The sequence below is a fragment of the Rhizobium viscosum genome (genome assembly GCF_014873945.1).
GTDB classification, from domain to species: Bacteria; Pseudomonadota; Alphaproteobacteria; order Rhizobiales; family Rhizobiaceae; genus Rhizobium; species Rhizobium viscosum.
The window spans coordinates 546255-560462 of sequence record NZ_JADBEC010000002.1; the positions used below are offsets into that span (position 1 = coordinate 546255).

Annotated in this window: 13 protein-coding genes; 2 read left to right on the plus strand and 11 right to left on the minus strand. The window is 60.1% G+C overall.

The features are described 5' to 3' along the window. Positions 1-35: 35 nt before the first annotated feature. The 3 genes from H4W29_RS23435 to H4W29_RS23445 are packed head-to-tail and all read right to left on the minus strand — an operon-like array spanning position 36 to position 2575. A complete protein-coding gene (locus H4W29_RS23435; RefSeq protein ID WP_192731257.1) occupies positions 36-446 on the minus strand; it encodes a VOC family protein in 411 nt (136 codons plus the stop codon). Between the two features lie 10 nt (positions 447-456). Then, positions 457-1554 carry a Gfo/Idh/MocA family protein gene (locus tag H4W29_RS23440; protein ID WP_192731258.1) on the minus strand — a complete coding sequence of 366 codons (1098 nt, stop codon included), beginning with the start codon at positions 1552-1554 and terminating at the stop codon, positions 457-459. Positions 1555-1564: 10 nt separating this feature from the next. Beyond that, a complete protein-coding gene (locus H4W29_RS23445) occupies positions 1565-2575 on the minus strand; it encodes a Gfo/Idh/MocA family protein (RefSeq protein ID WP_192731259.1) in 1011 nt (336 codons plus the stop codon). 368 nt (positions 2576-2943) lie between these two features. Between H4W29_RS23445 and H4W29_RS23450 the strand changes: the two genes are divergently transcribed. Further along, positions 2944-4104 carry a fumarylacetoacetate hydrolase family protein gene (locus H4W29_RS23450; RefSeq protein WP_192731260.1) on the plus strand — a complete coding sequence of 387 codons (1161 nt, stop codon included), beginning with the start codon at positions 2944-2946 and terminating at the stop codon, positions 4102-4104. Between the two features lies 1 nt (position 4105). Here the strand turns inward: H4W29_RS23450 and scpA are convergent, their stop codons facing one another. From scpA to tauA, 4 genes are all read right to left on the minus strand, one after another. After that, positions 4106-6241, minus strand: coding sequence for a methylmalonyl-CoA mutase (gene scpA / locus H4W29_RS23455; RefSeq protein ID WP_192731261.1), 2136 nt, complete (start codon positions 6239-6241; stop codon positions 4106-4108). A 99-nt stretch (positions 6242-6340) separates the two neighbouring features. Then, positions 6341-7171: an ABC transporter permease subunit gene (locus H4W29_RS23460; protein ID WP_192731262.1), complete on the minus strand. Its 831-nt coding sequence runs from the start codon at positions 7169-7171 to the stop codon at positions 6341-6343. Beyond that, a complete protein-coding gene (locus H4W29_RS23465; RefSeq protein ID WP_192731263.1) occupies positions 7168-7962 on the minus strand; it encodes a taurine ABC transporter ATP-binding protein in 795 nt (264 codons plus the stop codon). The genes H4W29_RS23460 and H4W29_RS23465 overlap by 4 nt, the downstream gene beginning before the upstream one ends. Positions 7963-8023: 61 nt before the next feature. Continuing rightward, positions 8024-9028, minus strand: a complete 1005-nt coding sequence (tauA, locus tag H4W29_RS23470; protein ID WP_192731264.1) for a taurine ABC transporter substrate-binding protein — start codon at positions 9026-9028, stop codon at positions 8024-8026. Positions 9029-9234: 206 nt separating this feature from the next. On the opposite strand from tauA, the gene H4W29_RS23475 reads away from it, so the two are divergent. Next, positions 9235-10596 carry an LLM class flavin-dependent oxidoreductase gene (locus tag H4W29_RS23475; RefSeq protein WP_192731265.1) on the plus strand — a complete coding sequence of 454 codons (1362 nt, stop codon included), beginning with the start codon at positions 9235-9237 and terminating at the stop codon, positions 10594-10596. Here H4W29_RS23475 and H4W29_RS23480 read toward each other — a convergent pair. The 4 genes from H4W29_RS23480 to msuE form a co-directional block, all read right to left on the minus strand. Then, positions 10587-11240, minus strand: coding sequence for a methionine ABC transporter permease (locus tag H4W29_RS23480; RefSeq protein WP_192731266.1), 654 nt, complete (start codon positions 11238-11240; stop codon positions 10587-10589). The two genes, H4W29_RS23475 and H4W29_RS23480, sit on opposite strands and share 10 nt — an antisense overlap. Next, positions 11221-12303, minus strand: coding sequence for a methionine ABC transporter ATP-binding protein (locus H4W29_RS23485; RefSeq protein ID WP_192731267.1), 1083 nt, complete (start codon positions 12301-12303; stop codon positions 11221-11223). Before H4W29_RS23485 ends, H4W29_RS23480 begins: the two co-directional genes overlap by 20 nt. Positions 12304-12389: 86 nt before the next feature. Continuing rightward, positions 12390-13226: a MetQ/NlpA family lipoprotein gene (locus H4W29_RS23490; RefSeq protein ID WP_192731268.1), complete on the minus strand. Its 837-nt coding sequence runs from the start codon at positions 13224-13226 to the stop codon at positions 12390-12392. 241 nt (positions 13227-13467) lie between these two features. Beyond that, positions 13468-14028 (minus strand): FMN reductase, encoded by a 561-nt coding sequence (gene msuE / locus H4W29_RS23495; protein WP_192731269.1) that lies wholly within the window; start codon positions 14026-14028, stop codon positions 13468-13470. Positions 14029-14208: the final 180 nt, after the last annotated feature.

Genomic DNA, 14208 nt, shown 5'->3' on the forward strand with positions numbered 1-14208 from the left:
CGCCCTTTCTCTTTCAGCCTGTCGCCATGGAGCCGTCAGCCAAGCCGGTTCTGTGAGCGCTCTGCAAGCTCGACGATGATACCGTCGGGATCGCGAACAAAGGCGATCTTGTTCAGCATCTCGGAATGGACGGCAAAGCGCGGACGTTCCTTGATTTCGACGCCCGCCGCTTCCAACCGGGCGAAAGTTTCTTCGACATTCTCGAAATAGAAGGTGATGTGTTTGACGCCAGCCGTCCCCTCGGGAAGATCGACCGCCCTTGCAACACCGCCGGGTGGTCCGAAAACCTCCAACATGCCGCCGCCGGCATCGAGAAAGGCGACCTGCATGCCGTCAGGCATCTGCTTGCGCAGGTGCAACTTCAACCCCAGCAATCCGCAATAAAATTCGATGGCGCGATCCATATTGCTGACCGTCATGCCGATATGCTCGAACGATTTCAGCACTGTCTTTTCCTCAGATGCTGGCGGCCAGCCGCCGCTCCTCTTCCGGCAGCCAGGACCCGTAGAGCGGATGGTCGGACGTGATCGGCATCGGCGTCGGCCGGCCGGTGCGCTGCGAATAATAGGCGGCGGTCACTAACTCCAACGAATTGCGAGCATCCTGCAGAGTAACTGGCGGATCCTTGTCGTCCATGAGTGCCTGGTGGAATAGCTCGAACTGGCGTGTATAGCCATCTTCCTTGACCTCACAGCCGGCAAGTGCGGCATCGACACGGGCTTGATGCTCCTCGGTTCCGGCAATAAAGGTCCAGGGATCGCGGCCCATCGTATAGGGTTCCAGAATGCTCTCGGCGACGAGATCGCTGAAGCAGAAACGCAGCCTGGAGATTTCCTTGCGCGAGCCGAGGGTCATCGACAGCGTCGCAAGCGAGCCGTTTTGCATCTTCACCGACAATGACGCGGTATCCTCGACCTGGATCGGATTGACGAGCGTCGCACCATAGGAAAACACCTCGGCACAGGGGCCGTGGACATAATTTAGCATGTCATGAGCATGGATGGCATGGCCGAGCAAGCCGCCGCCGAGTTCCGTCGCCCATTTGCCGCGCCATGGCACGGCATAATAATCCGGGCCGCGCCACCAGTGCGTTTCGATAGTGGTGAGGAAGGGCTTGCCGGCCAGGCCGCGCTCGATCAGCAATTTCAGCTTCTGCAGGCCACTGCCGTAACGATACTGGAAGATCGGCATCAGCTTGCGCCCGTTCGAACTCGCAAGGATCTTTGCCATTTCATCGACTTCGGCGATGGAGCCGAAAAGCGGCTTTTCGCAGATCACATGCTTGCCGCTTTCGATCGCCTTTTTGCACAGTTCGAAATGCGAACTCGGCGGCGTGGCGATATCGATGATATCGAGATCGTCGCGCGTGAAGAGTGAATTCGTATCCTGCGTATATTCGGAGATCTTGTGCTCCTCGCAGAGCGGCTGGCCACGATCGGCATCGAGAGAGCAAAGAACGGGAATCTCAAAGAGATCGCTGTTCCAGCCGAAACCTGTTAGGTGCCGTTCGGCAATGCCTGCGCCGATGACGCCGACGCGCAGTTTCCGTGTCATGATGTTTTCCTCAGCGATTACCGATACGGGCGGCTTTCGACTGTGCTTCGAGCGAGAGGCGGCAGACCTCGTAGACATGGTCCTGCGTCATGGCGGTCTCGCTGCGGTCACGCACGTCGGCGGCGAAGGCGTCGAAATAATCAAGCTTCTCGCCGCTGCAATCGATATGCGTCATCTCCCTGCCATTGACGAGAAAGAGATGATCCTTGCCGGGACGGCCGGCGATATCGATATATTTGCGCAGCTCGATATAACCCTCAGTGCCGAGGATGGTCAGGCGTCCGTCGCCCCAGGTGGGCAGCGCCTCCGGCGTGAACCAGTCGACACGGACATAACCGCTCGCCTTGTCGGAGCGCAGCAGCACTTCGCCGAAATCCTGGAAATCAGGCTTTTCCGGCATGCCAAAATTACCAACAGAGCTTGCGACCACTTCGCCGGTCGTCGAGCCGGTATAGAACAGGAACTGGTCGACCTGATGCGAGGCGATATCGACGATGATGCCGCCGAAGGCTTCCGGATCGAAGAACCAGTCCGGCCGTGTCGGCAGCTGCAGCCGGTGCGGCCCGGTGCCGAGCGTCTGGATGACCTTGCCGATCGCCCCTTCCTTGACCAGCTTGCCGGCCTTGACGGCGGAGCGCACACAATGGCGCTCGGAAAAGCAGATGGAGAAGATCCTGCCGGTCTCGGCAACGGTACGCTTGACCTCTTCGAGCTGGGCAAAGGTCGTCACACCCGGCTTGTCGGTCATCACATCCTTGCCAGCCTTCATGGCGCGGATGGCAAGGCCGGCGCGGTCACGCGGGATCGCGGCAATGCAGATGACGTCGATCGAGGGATCGGCGAAGATCTTTTCACGGTCGATCTGCGGCGCATCCGGATAGGTCTTCTCGAAATTTTCGCGGATCGCAGGCACCGATGTCTGCGGGCAATAGCCGACGAATTCGCCACCGGCTGCCAACAATCCCTTCACATGATCGAATGTGTGCCCATGGTCGATCCCCACGACGGCAAATCTTAGCATCGCAATATTATCCTCCCGGGGAATTATCAGGGTAGGCCTGCGCCGACCCTCCTGCATGGTTCAAACCAGACAGCCAAAGCAAAGGTCTGTCAAGGTGAGATTGATGGCAAAACTCTTTTGCCTCTTTTGTAAATATATGAAATAGAAAGGTTATTTTGTATCTAAATAGTTATAAGTTATGATGAAATCCCTCTTGCCCGCGCCATCGTGTTGCGCCCGTGCCCGCCCGGTAAGAACTGCTTCAGGCCTGTTGAGGCTTGCTCTTGGCCGATGAATATGCTCGATTTTGATGGCCGTCGGGTAGGAGGACGGCAACTATCCCATTCTGCAGGAGCGCTCCCCGCTCCGCCCTGTGACGGAAGATCACCATGTCCCAATCCCCCCTCGATGCTGCCGCTTCGGGCGGTCTCTTTGTCGGTCGTGCCTGGAACCCCGATGTTGCCGGGCCGAGCATCGTAACGCTACGCGATGGCACCCTCGTCGATATCACCTCGGCGGAGACGCCGACCCTGAGTGCGCTGCTGGAGCGAGCGGATGCAGCCGACTTCGTCCGCACCGCCGCTGGCAAGGCGCTTGGCACGCTGGAGGCAATCGCTGCCAACAGCACCGGCAAACCGGATGCAAGCAACGCCTATCTTCTGGCACCGGCCGACCTGCAGGCGATAAAGGCCTGCGGCGTAACCTTTGCCCAGTCGATGATCGAGCGCGTCATCGAGGAGAAAGCCGCCGGCAATCCGGATCGCGCAGCCTCCATTCGCGAGCGAGTCAGCACGCTGATCGGCGGCAGCCTGACCAACATCAAGGCCGGCTCGCCGGAAGCCGCCAAAGTCAAGCAGGCACTGATCGAGGAAGGCATCTGGTCGCAATATCTCGAAGTCGGCATCGGCCCGGATGCAGAAGTCTTCACCAAGTCGCCGGTGCTTTCATCGGTCGGCTGGGGTTCGGATGTCGGCCTCCACCCGATCTCGACCTGGAACAATCCGGAGCCGGAAATCGTGCTGGCCGTCAACAGCCGTGGCGAGATCAAGGGCGCCACGCTCGGCAATGACGTGAACCTGCGCGATGTCGAGGGTCGCTCGGCGCTGCTGCTCGGCAAGGCGAAGGACAACAACGCCTCCTGCTCGATCGGCCCCTTCATCCGCCTCTTCGATCAGAGCTACAGCCTCGACGACGTCCGCAAGGCCGAACTCGATCTCAAGGTCACCGGCCAGGACGGTTTCGTGCTGCACGGCAAGAGTTCCATGTCGCAGATCAGCCGCGACCCGACCGATCTCGTCAAACAGACCGTCGGCGCCCACCATCAGTATCCCGATGGCTTCATGCTGTTCCTCGGCACGCTCTTTGCGCCAACGCAGGACCGCGATGCGAAGAACCAGGGCTTTACCCACAAGGTCGGCGATGTCGTGGAAATCTCGTCCGCCGGCCTGGGCGCACTGGTCAACACCGTCAGGCTTTCGACCGAATGCCCGCCCTGGACCTTCGGCATCTCGGCACTGATGGGCAATCTCGCAAAGCGCGGGCTGCTCTGAGCTACTGGTTTCGCCTGATACCCTGCAGGAGGTCGAGAACGGAGTTCGCGGCCTCAAGCACATTGGTGCCTGGACCGAACACGGCGGCAACGCCGTGTTCGTGCAGGAATTCATAATCCTGCCGGGGGATCACGCCGCCGCAGACAACGATGATATCGCCGCCGCCCTGGTCCTTCAGCCGGTCGATCAGCTGCGGCAGCAGCGTCCGGTGACCGGCCGCCAGCGACGAAACGCCGATCACATTGACCCTCTCGCCGAGCGCCATGCCGGCCGCCTCATCCGGCGTCTGGAACAGCGGGCCGGCGAGCACGTCGAAACCGACATCGCCGAAGGCCGAGGCGATCACCTTGGCGCCGCGGTCGTGCCCGTCCTGGCCGAGCTTGGCGACCATGATCTTCGGCTTGCGGCCCATGGCTTCTGTCACTTCAGCCATACGGGTTTTCAGAACGTCCAGCTCCGGCTCGTCGCGATAAGCCGTGCCATAGACGCCACGGATGACCTTTGGCGTCGCGAAATGATCGCCGAAAACCTCACGCATCGCATCCGAGATTTCGCCAACGGTGGCGCGCGCCCGCGCTGCTTCGACGGCCGCAGCGACCAGGTTACCATTGCCGTTGCGGGCAATCTCCGAAAGTGCTGCCAGCGCCTCCTTGAGCTTTCCGCCATCACGGCGGCGTTTGGTCTCCGCGATACGACGGATCTGTGCGGTACGCACGGCGCTATTATCGATCTCGAGAATATCGATCGGCTGCTCGGCTTCGAGCCGATATTTGTTGACGCCGACGATGACCTCGTCGCCCTTGTCGACGGCGGCCTGGCGGCGGGCAGCGGCCTCCTCGATCAGTCGCTTCGGCAGCCCCTCATTGACGGCTTTGGTCATGCCGCCAAGCGCCTCAACCTCTTCGATCAGCGCCCATGCCTTGTCGGCAAGTTCCTTCGTCAGGCTCTCGACATAGTAGGAGCCGGCAAGCGGATCGACCACCTTGGTGACGCCGGTCTCATGCTGCAGGATGAGCTGCGTATTGCGCGCGATACGAGCGGAAAATTCCGTCGGCAGGGCAATCGCCTCGTCGAAGGAATTGGTATGCAACGACTGTGTACCACCGAGTACGGCCGACATCGCCTCGAAGGCAGTGCGGATGATGTTATTGTAAGGGTCTTGTTCCTGCAGCGAGACCCCCGATGTCTGGCAATGGGTGCGCAACATCAGCGAAGCGGTCTTCTTCGGCTGGAACTCCTCCATGATGCGGGTCCAGAGCAGGCGGGCGGCGCGAAGCTTTGCGGCTTCCATGAAGAAATTCATGCCGATCGCGAAGAAGAAGGAGAGCCGGCCGGCGAAATCATCGACATTCAGTCCTTTGGCGATCGCCGCACGCACATATTCGCGCCCGTCGGCGAGCGTGAAGGCGAGCTCCTGCACCAGCGTCGCGCCGGCTTCCTGCATGTGATAGCCCGAGATCGAGATCGAATTGAATTTCGGCATCTCCTTTGCCGTATATTCGATGATATCGGCAACGATGCGCATCGAGGGTTCCGGAGGGTAGATATAGGTGTTGCGGACCATGAACTCCTTGAGAATATCGTTCTGAATGGTCCCTGACAGTTCCGCCTTCGAAACGCCCTGCTCCTCGCCCGCAACGATGAAATTTGCCAGAATCGGGATGACCGCGCCGTTCATGGTCATGGAGACGGACATGTCCTGCAACGGAATGCCGTCGAACAGGATTTTCATGTCCTCGACGCTATCGATGGCCACCCCCGCCTTGCCGACATCGCCGACGACGCGCGGATGATCGCTGTCATAGCCGCGATGGGTGGCGAGATCGAAGGCAACCGATAAGCCCTTCTGGCCCGCGGCGAGATTGCGGCGGTAGAAGGCGTTGGATTCTTCGGCGGTCGAGAAGCCGGCATATTGCCGGATCGTCCAGGGCCGGCCGGCATACATGGTGGCGCGTGGACCGCGGGTGAAAGGCGCAAATCCCGGCAGGCTGTCCGCATCCGTACCGTTAAGATCAGCGGCCGTATAGAGCGGTTTGACGTCGATACCTTCGGGCGTGTGCCAGGTCAGCGTATCCGGTGCTGCGCGCAGCTCCTTTTCCGCCAGCGCCTCCCAGTCCGACAGCGTCTTCTTCGTCATATCATCCTCCGCATCGTCTGCGCGCCACGCTACCACCATGCGGTGACGCGGCGCGATACAGCCTTAGGATAATTTGATCGGCAAGGCGATGATAGACGTTCAGCGATGCGCGGCCCAGGGCACGAGGAGCCGCTCGATCAGCCGCGCCAGGATCTCCAGCAGGAAGGCGATGGCGGCAATGACGATGATGCCGCCGATGACGATATCGGTGACCAGGAACTGCGCCGCCGACTGGATCATGAAGCCGAGGCCCTGGCTTGCCGCAACGAGCTCGGCCGCGACCAGCGTAGACCAGCCGGCGCCGAGCGCAATGCGCGTGCCCGTCAAAATCGGCGGAATGACGCCTGGAAGAATGACATGCAGCAGCACCTGCAGCCGGCTCGCGCCGAAGGAGCGGGCAGCGTTGACGAAATCGCCCGGGGCAGATTTGACGCCCGAAGCAGTCGACAGGATGATCGGCGGCAGCATGGCGAGCGAGATGACGGTGACCTTCGACGCCTCGCCGATACCGACCCAGATGATGATCAGCGGCAGATAGGCAAGCGGCGGCAGGGGCCGCAGGAATTCGACGATCGGATCAAGGATGCCCTTGCCGATACGGCTCGTGGCTATCGCTAGGCCTGCCGGCACACCGATGATGAGCGAGACGGCGAGCGCTGCAAAGATGCGCAGCAGGCTTGCGAGCGTATGTTCGGCAAGCGTGGAATCGACGAAGCCGTTGACCGCGACATTGGCAAGCGAATTCGCCACTACGAGCGGCGACGGCAGGAAGACCGGCGAGACGGCACCATAGGCCGAAGCAAGGCTCCAGCCGGCAATAATGACGGCAATTGTCGCAAGCGAGATCGGCAGCGTGCCGCGGCGTTTCGGCCGTGCCTCTACCGGTTGATCCGACACCGCGGTTGCGAGTGCTTCCGCCTCGACGCTCATGCGGCAATCTCCTCTTCATCCGCATGGATGAGTGCGGTCAGCTCGTCGTGCAGATTTTTAAACGCAGTGAGCGCCTTGATCTCCTTGACGCTTTTGCCTTCGAGCAACGCCTTCCCGAACTCGGTCCTGATGTCGGCGACGATACGGCTGGGGTTCGGCGCCAGTACGATGACACGTGTTGCAAGCAACAGCGCCTCGTCAATGCTGTGGGTGATCAGCAGGGCACCCGTTTTGCTTTCTGCCCAGACATCCAGCAGGAATTTCTGCATGCGGCTGCGTGTCAGCGCGTCGAGCGCACCGAGCGGTTCATCCAGCAGCAGGAAGCGAGGGCCGGAGGCCAGGGCGCGAGCGATGCCGACACGCTGGCGCATACCGCCTGAGAGTTCCCAGATATTCTTGTGACCCGCGCCATCGAGCCCGACCTTCACAAGCAGTTCTTCTGCGCGGCGCTGTCTCTCGCCTTTCGGAATGCCCTGAAGCTTCAATGGAAAGGCGACATTGCCGGCGGCCGTCAGCCACGGATAGAGCGCGTCATCCTGAAACACCACGGCCCGGTCTACGCCCGGTCCGTCGATCTCTTTGCCGTCGACCAGCACGCGTCCCTCGCTCGGCTCAGTGAAGCCTGCAGCAATATTGAGAAGGCTCGTCTTGCCGGAACCCGAACGGCCGATGACCACCACGAACTCGTCGGAGGCGATATGCAGGTTGACGCCATCGAGCACACGTCTCTTCCGGCGAGTGCCTACCTCGGCATAATCGAGCGACAGGGACTGTAGTGAAAGTATGCCCATGGACACCACCTGTTTGAGAAAAACCGGCGCAGCCGCAGCTGCGCCAGGACCCTTGGGAGGATCAAAGACCTGCCTTGGCTGCTTCCTTGACCCAGCGGTCGGAAATATAGGGGCTGTAGTCCTTCAGAACGCCGGGGATCTTGCCCTGCTCCAGAAGGAAGGCCGAGGTTTCGGCAACAGCATTGACCGTGCCGCCACCGAGGAGATCGGCGCTAGCCTGTTCCTTCAGGCTCGGGAACGTGTAGCCCTTAAGAAGAGCCGGCACTTCATCGGTCTTGGCACCGGTGAGCTTGGCGATCTTTTCGGCTTCAGGTGATTTCGCATTCCAGCTATCCGGATTGGCGAGGTAGGAGGCGTAAGCCGCACCCGTGACCTTCACGAAGCCGGTGACGACTTCCGGATGGGCCTCGGCAAATTTCTTGCTGACGATCCAAGCATCGAAGGTCGGGCCGCCCCACTTGGCGACATCGGAGGAGGTAGCAAGCACGCTGCCGCTCTTTTTCAACTGCGCCAGGACGGGATCCCAGACATAGGCGCCGTCGATGTCACCGCGCTCCCAGGCAGCAGCGATTTCCGGCGGACGCAGATTGAGGATCTGCACCGACTTCGGATCGACCTTCCAGTGCTTCAGCGCCGTCAGCAGGCTGTAATGCGCGGTCGAAACGAAGGGCGTGGCGATCTTCTTGCCCTTCAGGTCCTCCGGCTTGGTGATGTTCTTGACCGCAAGCGCTTCAGCCTCGCTGATGAGGCCGACGACATAGATCGTCTCGATCGGCAGTTCGCGGCTGGCGGCAGCCGCAAGCGGCGACGAGCCGACATAACCGATATCGATGGAGCCGGACGCGATGGCAGCGACGACATCAGCACCGCCATCGAATTTCTGCCAGTGAATCTTGGCCTTGGTCTCCTTCTCATAGGTGCCGTCGGCTTGAGGCACGCGCGACGGCTCGACGATCGGCTGGTAGCCGATATTGAGCGTGACGTCGGCAGCGTGGGCTGCATAGGTGGTCAAGGTGAGGACAGCGGCAGCGGCCGTACCCAGAAGGTTGCGTCGGTTGATTTTCATATCCCTCTCCCGCAATGTTTAAAATCATTCCACCCCGGAATGTGGTTAGATCATTGTAAAATTCATAGATTTTATAGAGATAGAAAATTTCCAGAATCGACGGTGGGAGATAATTTGCTTCTAATTTCAGTGGAAGAAGCGGTGAGTTCCGGATCCGGCCGATAATTCCCGCAAAGTGCCCGACGGAAATCTCAGGACTGTACCCAATGAAGAAAATGCAGATTTACGCCTTCGACATGAACTGCGTGGGGCACATAAACCATGGCATGTGGACGCATCCGCGCGATCGCTCAGTCGACTACACCGACCTCGACTACTGGGCGGATTTTGCCCGCACGGCCGAACGCGGCAAGCTCGACGGCGTATTTCTTGCCGATATTGTCGGCGTCTACGATGTCTACAAAGGTAGCCCAGCCCCGGTCATCGAGACGGGCGCCCAGATCCCGGTCAACGATCCGCTGATGCCAATTTCGGCCATGGCTTACGTTACCAAGCATCTTGGTTTCGGCGTCACCGTCAATACGACCTATGAGCCGCCATTCCTTTTGGCACGACGTATGTCGACGCTCGACCATCTGACCAAGGGGCGCATCGGCTGGAACATCGTCACGGGCTATCTCGACAGCGCCGCCCGCAGCATGGGCTTCGACAAGCTGCCTGAACATGATGCGCGCTACGACGCCGCCGAGGAATATCTCGAAATTCTCTACAAGCTTTGGGAGAGAAGCTGGGACGATGATGCGGTGCTGCGCGACAGAGAACGCGGCGTCTTTGCCGATGCCTCCAAGGTCCGCGCTGTCAGCCATCAGGGGCAATATTACAAGATGGAGGGAATCCATCTTGCCGAACCCTCACCACAACGCACGCCCCTGCTCTTCCAGGCCGGCGCCTCGGCACGAGGGCAGGACTTTGCCGCCCGCCATGCCGAATGCGTCTTCATTGCCGGACCGACGCCGCAATCGGCGCGGCCGACCGTCGACGCGCTTCGCGCCAAGACGCTGGCGAACGGCCGTGGTGCAGATGCGATCAAGATCCTCAGCCTGATTACCGTCGTCGTCGGCAAGACCGAAGCCCAAGCGCGGGAGAAACTCGAGGACTATCGCCGGCATGCGAGCGTCGAGGCGTCTCTCGCGCATTATTCTGCCTCTGTCGGCGTTGATTTTTCGAAATACGAGCTCGATGAGGTGATCGATCAGAGTTCGACCAATGCCAATCAGTCGGCGCTGGCGGCAATCACCAAGCAGGCGGCGAAGCCGGTGACGAAACGGGAGATCATCGATCAGATGGTACTCGGCAGCCGTATGAAGCCGATCGTCGGCTCACCGGAACAGATTGCCGATACGTTGCAGCGCTGGATTGAAGAGGGTGGCATCGACGGCTTCAATCTGGCTCGCACAGTGGCGCCGGAAAGCCTCAACGATTTCGTCGATCTCGTCGTGCCCGTGCTGCAGGAGCGTGGCCTGTTCAAGGCGGATTATGCGCAAGGGCCACTGCGCAAAAAGCTGTTCGGCGGCAACGGCCGGCTGCCAGCCGGCCATCCCGCCGCACATTTCAGATCTCAGCGATGATCCATCCGGGCGACCAGCCGGTCGCCGAGCCATTGGATGCCGCAGACCAGGATGATCAGCACGACAACAACGGCAACCATCACACTGGTTTCGAAACGTTGATAGCCGTAGCGGATGGCAAGGTCGCCGAGACCGCCGGCACCAATGGCACCGGCCATGGCCGAGGCGCCGATCAGCGTCACGAGAGTGACCGTGAAGCCGGCGACGATGCCGGGCAGCGCCTCAGGCACCAGAACCTCGCGAATGATCGTCCAGCGGTTGCCGCCCATGGCACGGACCGCATCGATCAGGCCGCGATCCACCTCGCGCAACGAGACTTCCGCGATGCGCGCATAATAGGGTGTGGCGGCGATGGCAAGCGGGACGATGGCGGCCCAGGTGCCGATCGCAGTGCCGACGATCAGTCGCGTCAGCGGGATCAGTGCCACCAGGAGAATGATGAAGGGCACCGAGCGGAAGCCGTTGATGACGGCGCCGAGGATGCGGTTGATCCAGGGGTTTTCGGCGATGCCGCCGCGGTTCGTCAGCACCAGCGCCAGTCCAAGCGGCAGGCCGGCGACCAGCGATATCACGCCGGAGGCCGCCGTCATCAGCACCGTCTCCCAGAGAGAGCGCAGCAGCAGACTAATCATGATCGGTGTCATAACCAAGCACCTCCACCCGGGCGGACCGGGCCGTCAGAAATTGTTCGACCTTTGCGGTAAACGTTGGATCGCGCGCCGGAACGGCAATGAAGAACCGTGCCACGGGCTGGTTCTGGATGTGATCGATGCCGCCATGCACGAGGCGGAAGGAATGTGGCAAGGCTGCCGAAAGATCGGCAAAGAGCGCGCCCTGCGCTTCCGGACCGGAGAGATCGACGCCGAGGATCGTTTCCGAGCCACCGGTCTGTGACAGGCGGGCGGCAATATGCTCGGGAAGCTGTGGACGAATGCCGCCGAGCAAGCTCTTGGTGATCGCTGCCTGCGGATCGCCGAAAACCGACCAGACTTGCCCCTCTTCCACGATGCGACCGGCATCTATGACGGCGACACGATCGGCAATACCACGCACCACTTCCATCTCGTGGGTGATCAGCAGAATGGTAAGCCCAAGCTTACGATTTATATCCTTCAGCAGAGCAAGGATCGAGCGTGTCGTTTCCGGGTCAAGCGCCGACGTCGCCTCGTCTGACAACAACAGTGCCGGTCGGGCGGCCAGCGCACGGGCGATGCCGACACGCTGCTTCTGGCCGCCCGAGAGTGAAGACGGATAAGCCCCTGCCTTGTCGGAGAGGCCGACCAGGTCCAGCAGCTCGTGCGCCCGCTCCAGCCGCTCGGCCTTGGCGATACCTTCTATTTTCAGCGGCAGGGCAACATTCTCCTCGACGGTCTTGGCCGAGAGCAAATTGAAGTGCTGAAAAATCATGCCGATACGGCGGCGTAACGGCTGGAGGTCCTTTTCGGCGAGAGCTGTAATGTTCCGGCCCTCGATAACGATCTCGCCGCTATCGGCGCGCTCCAGACCATTGAGGCAGCGGATCAGCGTCGACTTTCCGGCACCGCTGCGTCCGATAATGCCGAGGATTTCGCCTTTCTTCACACTCAGCGAAATGCCGTCGAGGGCTGGCGTCGCGCCAAACCGGCGCCTGACATCCGTCAGCCGCACGACTTCTTCGGCGTCGGCGGGCCGCGTCTCAATCCTTGAAGCGGAGACAATGGAATTCATGCTCGTTCCTTCACAAATGCTGAAGGCGGCCCCGGCAGAAAGGCCCGGGCCGCCTCAGTTGTTGGCACCCTCAGGAGGGCGGCGGATCAATAGGCGCTAAGGCCGGTACCCTTATATACCTTATCGAACTCTGCCTTGACCGTGTCGTTCTGATAGGAGGAGACGAGTGTTTTCACCCAATCGGCATCCTTGTTCTCTTCCTTCACCGCGATAAAATTACGGTAGGGGTTATCGGCGATCGGCTCCTGCGCGACGCGTTCTGCCGGGGAAAGACCGCTCTTCAGCGCCCAGTCGGTATTGACGACGCCCGCATCGAGGTCATCGATCGAGCGACCGACGATACCGGCATCGAGTTCGCGGATTTCAATGTTCTTCGGATTGTCGGCGACATCGACGATCGTGGCAAGAATGCCCGTGCCGTCCTTCAGCTTGATCAGGCCTTCGTTCTGCAGAACACGCAGCGCACGGCCCTCGTTGGACGGATCGTTCGGCACGCCGATCACGGCACCATCGGGCAATTCAGCAACGGACTTATGCTTCTTGCTGTAGAGGCCGATCGGCCATACGCCGGTATAGCCAACCCGGACGATGTGGTAGCCGTTCTGCTTGATCTGGTTGTCGAGATACGGCTGGTGCTGGAAAGCATTCGCGTCAATTTCGCCGCGCTCCAAAGCCTCGTTCGGCTGGGTGTAATCGTTGAAGGTAACCGTCTCGATCTTGAGACCTTTCTTGGCAGCCTCGCTGGTGACGACGCGCCAGACATCTTCATCCTCACCGCTCATGATGCCGACCTTGATCGACTTGTCTTCCGCGAAGGAAGGAGCCGGCGCCGCAAAGCTAATAAGTGCAGCCGCAGAGGCGGCAACAGCGAGAGCCGCACGGCGCGAAAGCGAAATGGCATTGATGTTCTTGTTCTTGGTCATTTTTTATCCCGTCTGACTGAATGAGGCCGAGCCCCGAGCAGGCGGATAATTGCAAATACGCTCATTGTGAGCGAAGCACGAACATCCGATGTCCTGTCGTCGCCGGAAAAACTCTTGCCGCGTCTTCGATAGTGGCAGGATAAATTTCTATCAAATTAATGGATTAATGTAAGCCTAGAATATAGCCGAACAAAAACGGCGCCTCCGAAGGCGCCGCTGAAAAACCAATTCCGAAACACGTTTATTCTGCTGCAATCAGCCTGGAATTTCGGCCTGGAAAGAAGGCTGCGAGCTCGCCGATGACCTCGCCGATGCGCTTGGACAGCTGTTCGGAAGAGACACGATAATCGGTGAAGTCGCGGTCCGAGGCGTAGACGGCGGTCGGCAGCGTATGAGCCATGAAGAAGCCGAAGAGCGGGCGCAGCTGATGCTCGACCATCAGCGCATGGCGATCGCCGCCGCCGGTCGCGGTGATGACGATCGGCTTGGCACGCAGCTCATGCGGGTCGATGAGATCGATCAGATGTTTAAAGAGACCCGGATAGCTCCCCTTGAAGGTCGGTGCGCCGATGACGAGGACGTCGGCATCGGCGATGTCGGCGATGATTTCTCTGGCGCGATTGTCGAGATCGTCGCGGCGCAACGCCTGGCCGAGCGAGGGGCCGACATCCGTCAGGTCGTAGATCGTGTTGTCGAAACCATATTTTTCGGCAGCGAGGCCGGCGATATTCTCAACCAGCGCAAAGGTCTTCGAGGGACGATTGAAGCTGCCGGCAAGACCGACCAGTTTGGGTGCAGACATATCATTTCCTTCCACTATCGCGCCGTCGATGGCTGCATCATGAGACGGATATTATCCATCAAAATAGTAGATTAAAGAAATGACGATCCCTCTTCGCCGAACGCCGGGGAAAATATGTTCGTTCGAACGCAACGCCGCGCCGTGTGCTTGTCCGCATGCCAACGAGGCAACGAAACGCTT

Bases quoted from the DNA above. Each gene is read 5' to 3' on its own strand.
- H4W29_RS23440 (WP_192731258.1), bottom strand. From the start codon at position 1,554: ATGACACGGAAACTGCGCGTCGGCGTCATCGGCGCAGGCATTGCCGAA.
- H4W29_RS23445 (WP_192731259.1), bottom strand. From the start codon at position 2,575: ATGCTAAGATTTGCCGTCGTGGGGATCGACCATGGGCACACATTCGAT.
- H4W29_RS23450 (WP_192731260.1), top strand. From the start codon at position 2,944: ATGTCCCAATCCCCCCTCGATGCTGCCGCTTCGGGCGGTCTCTTTGTC.
- scpA (WP_192731261.1), bottom strand. From the start codon at position 6,241: ATGACGAAGAAGACGCTGTCGGACTGGGAGGCGCTGGCGGAAAAGGAG.
- H4W29_RS23460 (WP_192731262.1), bottom strand. From the start codon at position 7,171: ATGAGCGTCGAGGCGGAAGCACTCGCAACCGCGGTGTCGGATCAACCG.
- H4W29_RS23465 (WP_192731263.1), bottom strand. From the start codon at position 7,962: ATGGGCATACTTTCACTACAGTCCCTGTCGCTCGATTATGCCGAGGTA.
- tauA (WP_192731264.1), bottom strand. From the start codon at position 9,028: ATGAAAATCAACCGACGCAACCTTCTGGGTACGGCCGCTGCCGCTGTC.
- H4W29_RS23475 (WP_192731265.1), top strand. From the start codon at position 9,235: ATGAAGAAAATGCAGATTTACGCCTTCGACATGAACTGCGTGGGGCAC.
- H4W29_RS23480 (WP_192731266.1), bottom strand. From the start codon at position 11,240: ATGACACCGATCATGATTAGTCTGCTGCTGCGCTCTCTCTGGGAGACG.
- H4W29_RS23485 (WP_192731267.1), bottom strand. From the start codon at position 12,303: ATGAATTCCATTGTCTCCGCTTCAAGGATTGAGACGCGGCCCGCCGAC.
- H4W29_RS23490 (WP_192731268.1), bottom strand. From the start codon at position 13,226: ATGACCAAGAACAAGAACATCAATGCCATTTCGCTTTCGCGCCGTGCG.
- msuE (WP_192731269.1), bottom strand. From the start codon at position 14,028: ATGTCTGCACCCAAACTGGTCGGTCTTGCCGGCAGCTTCAATCGTCCC.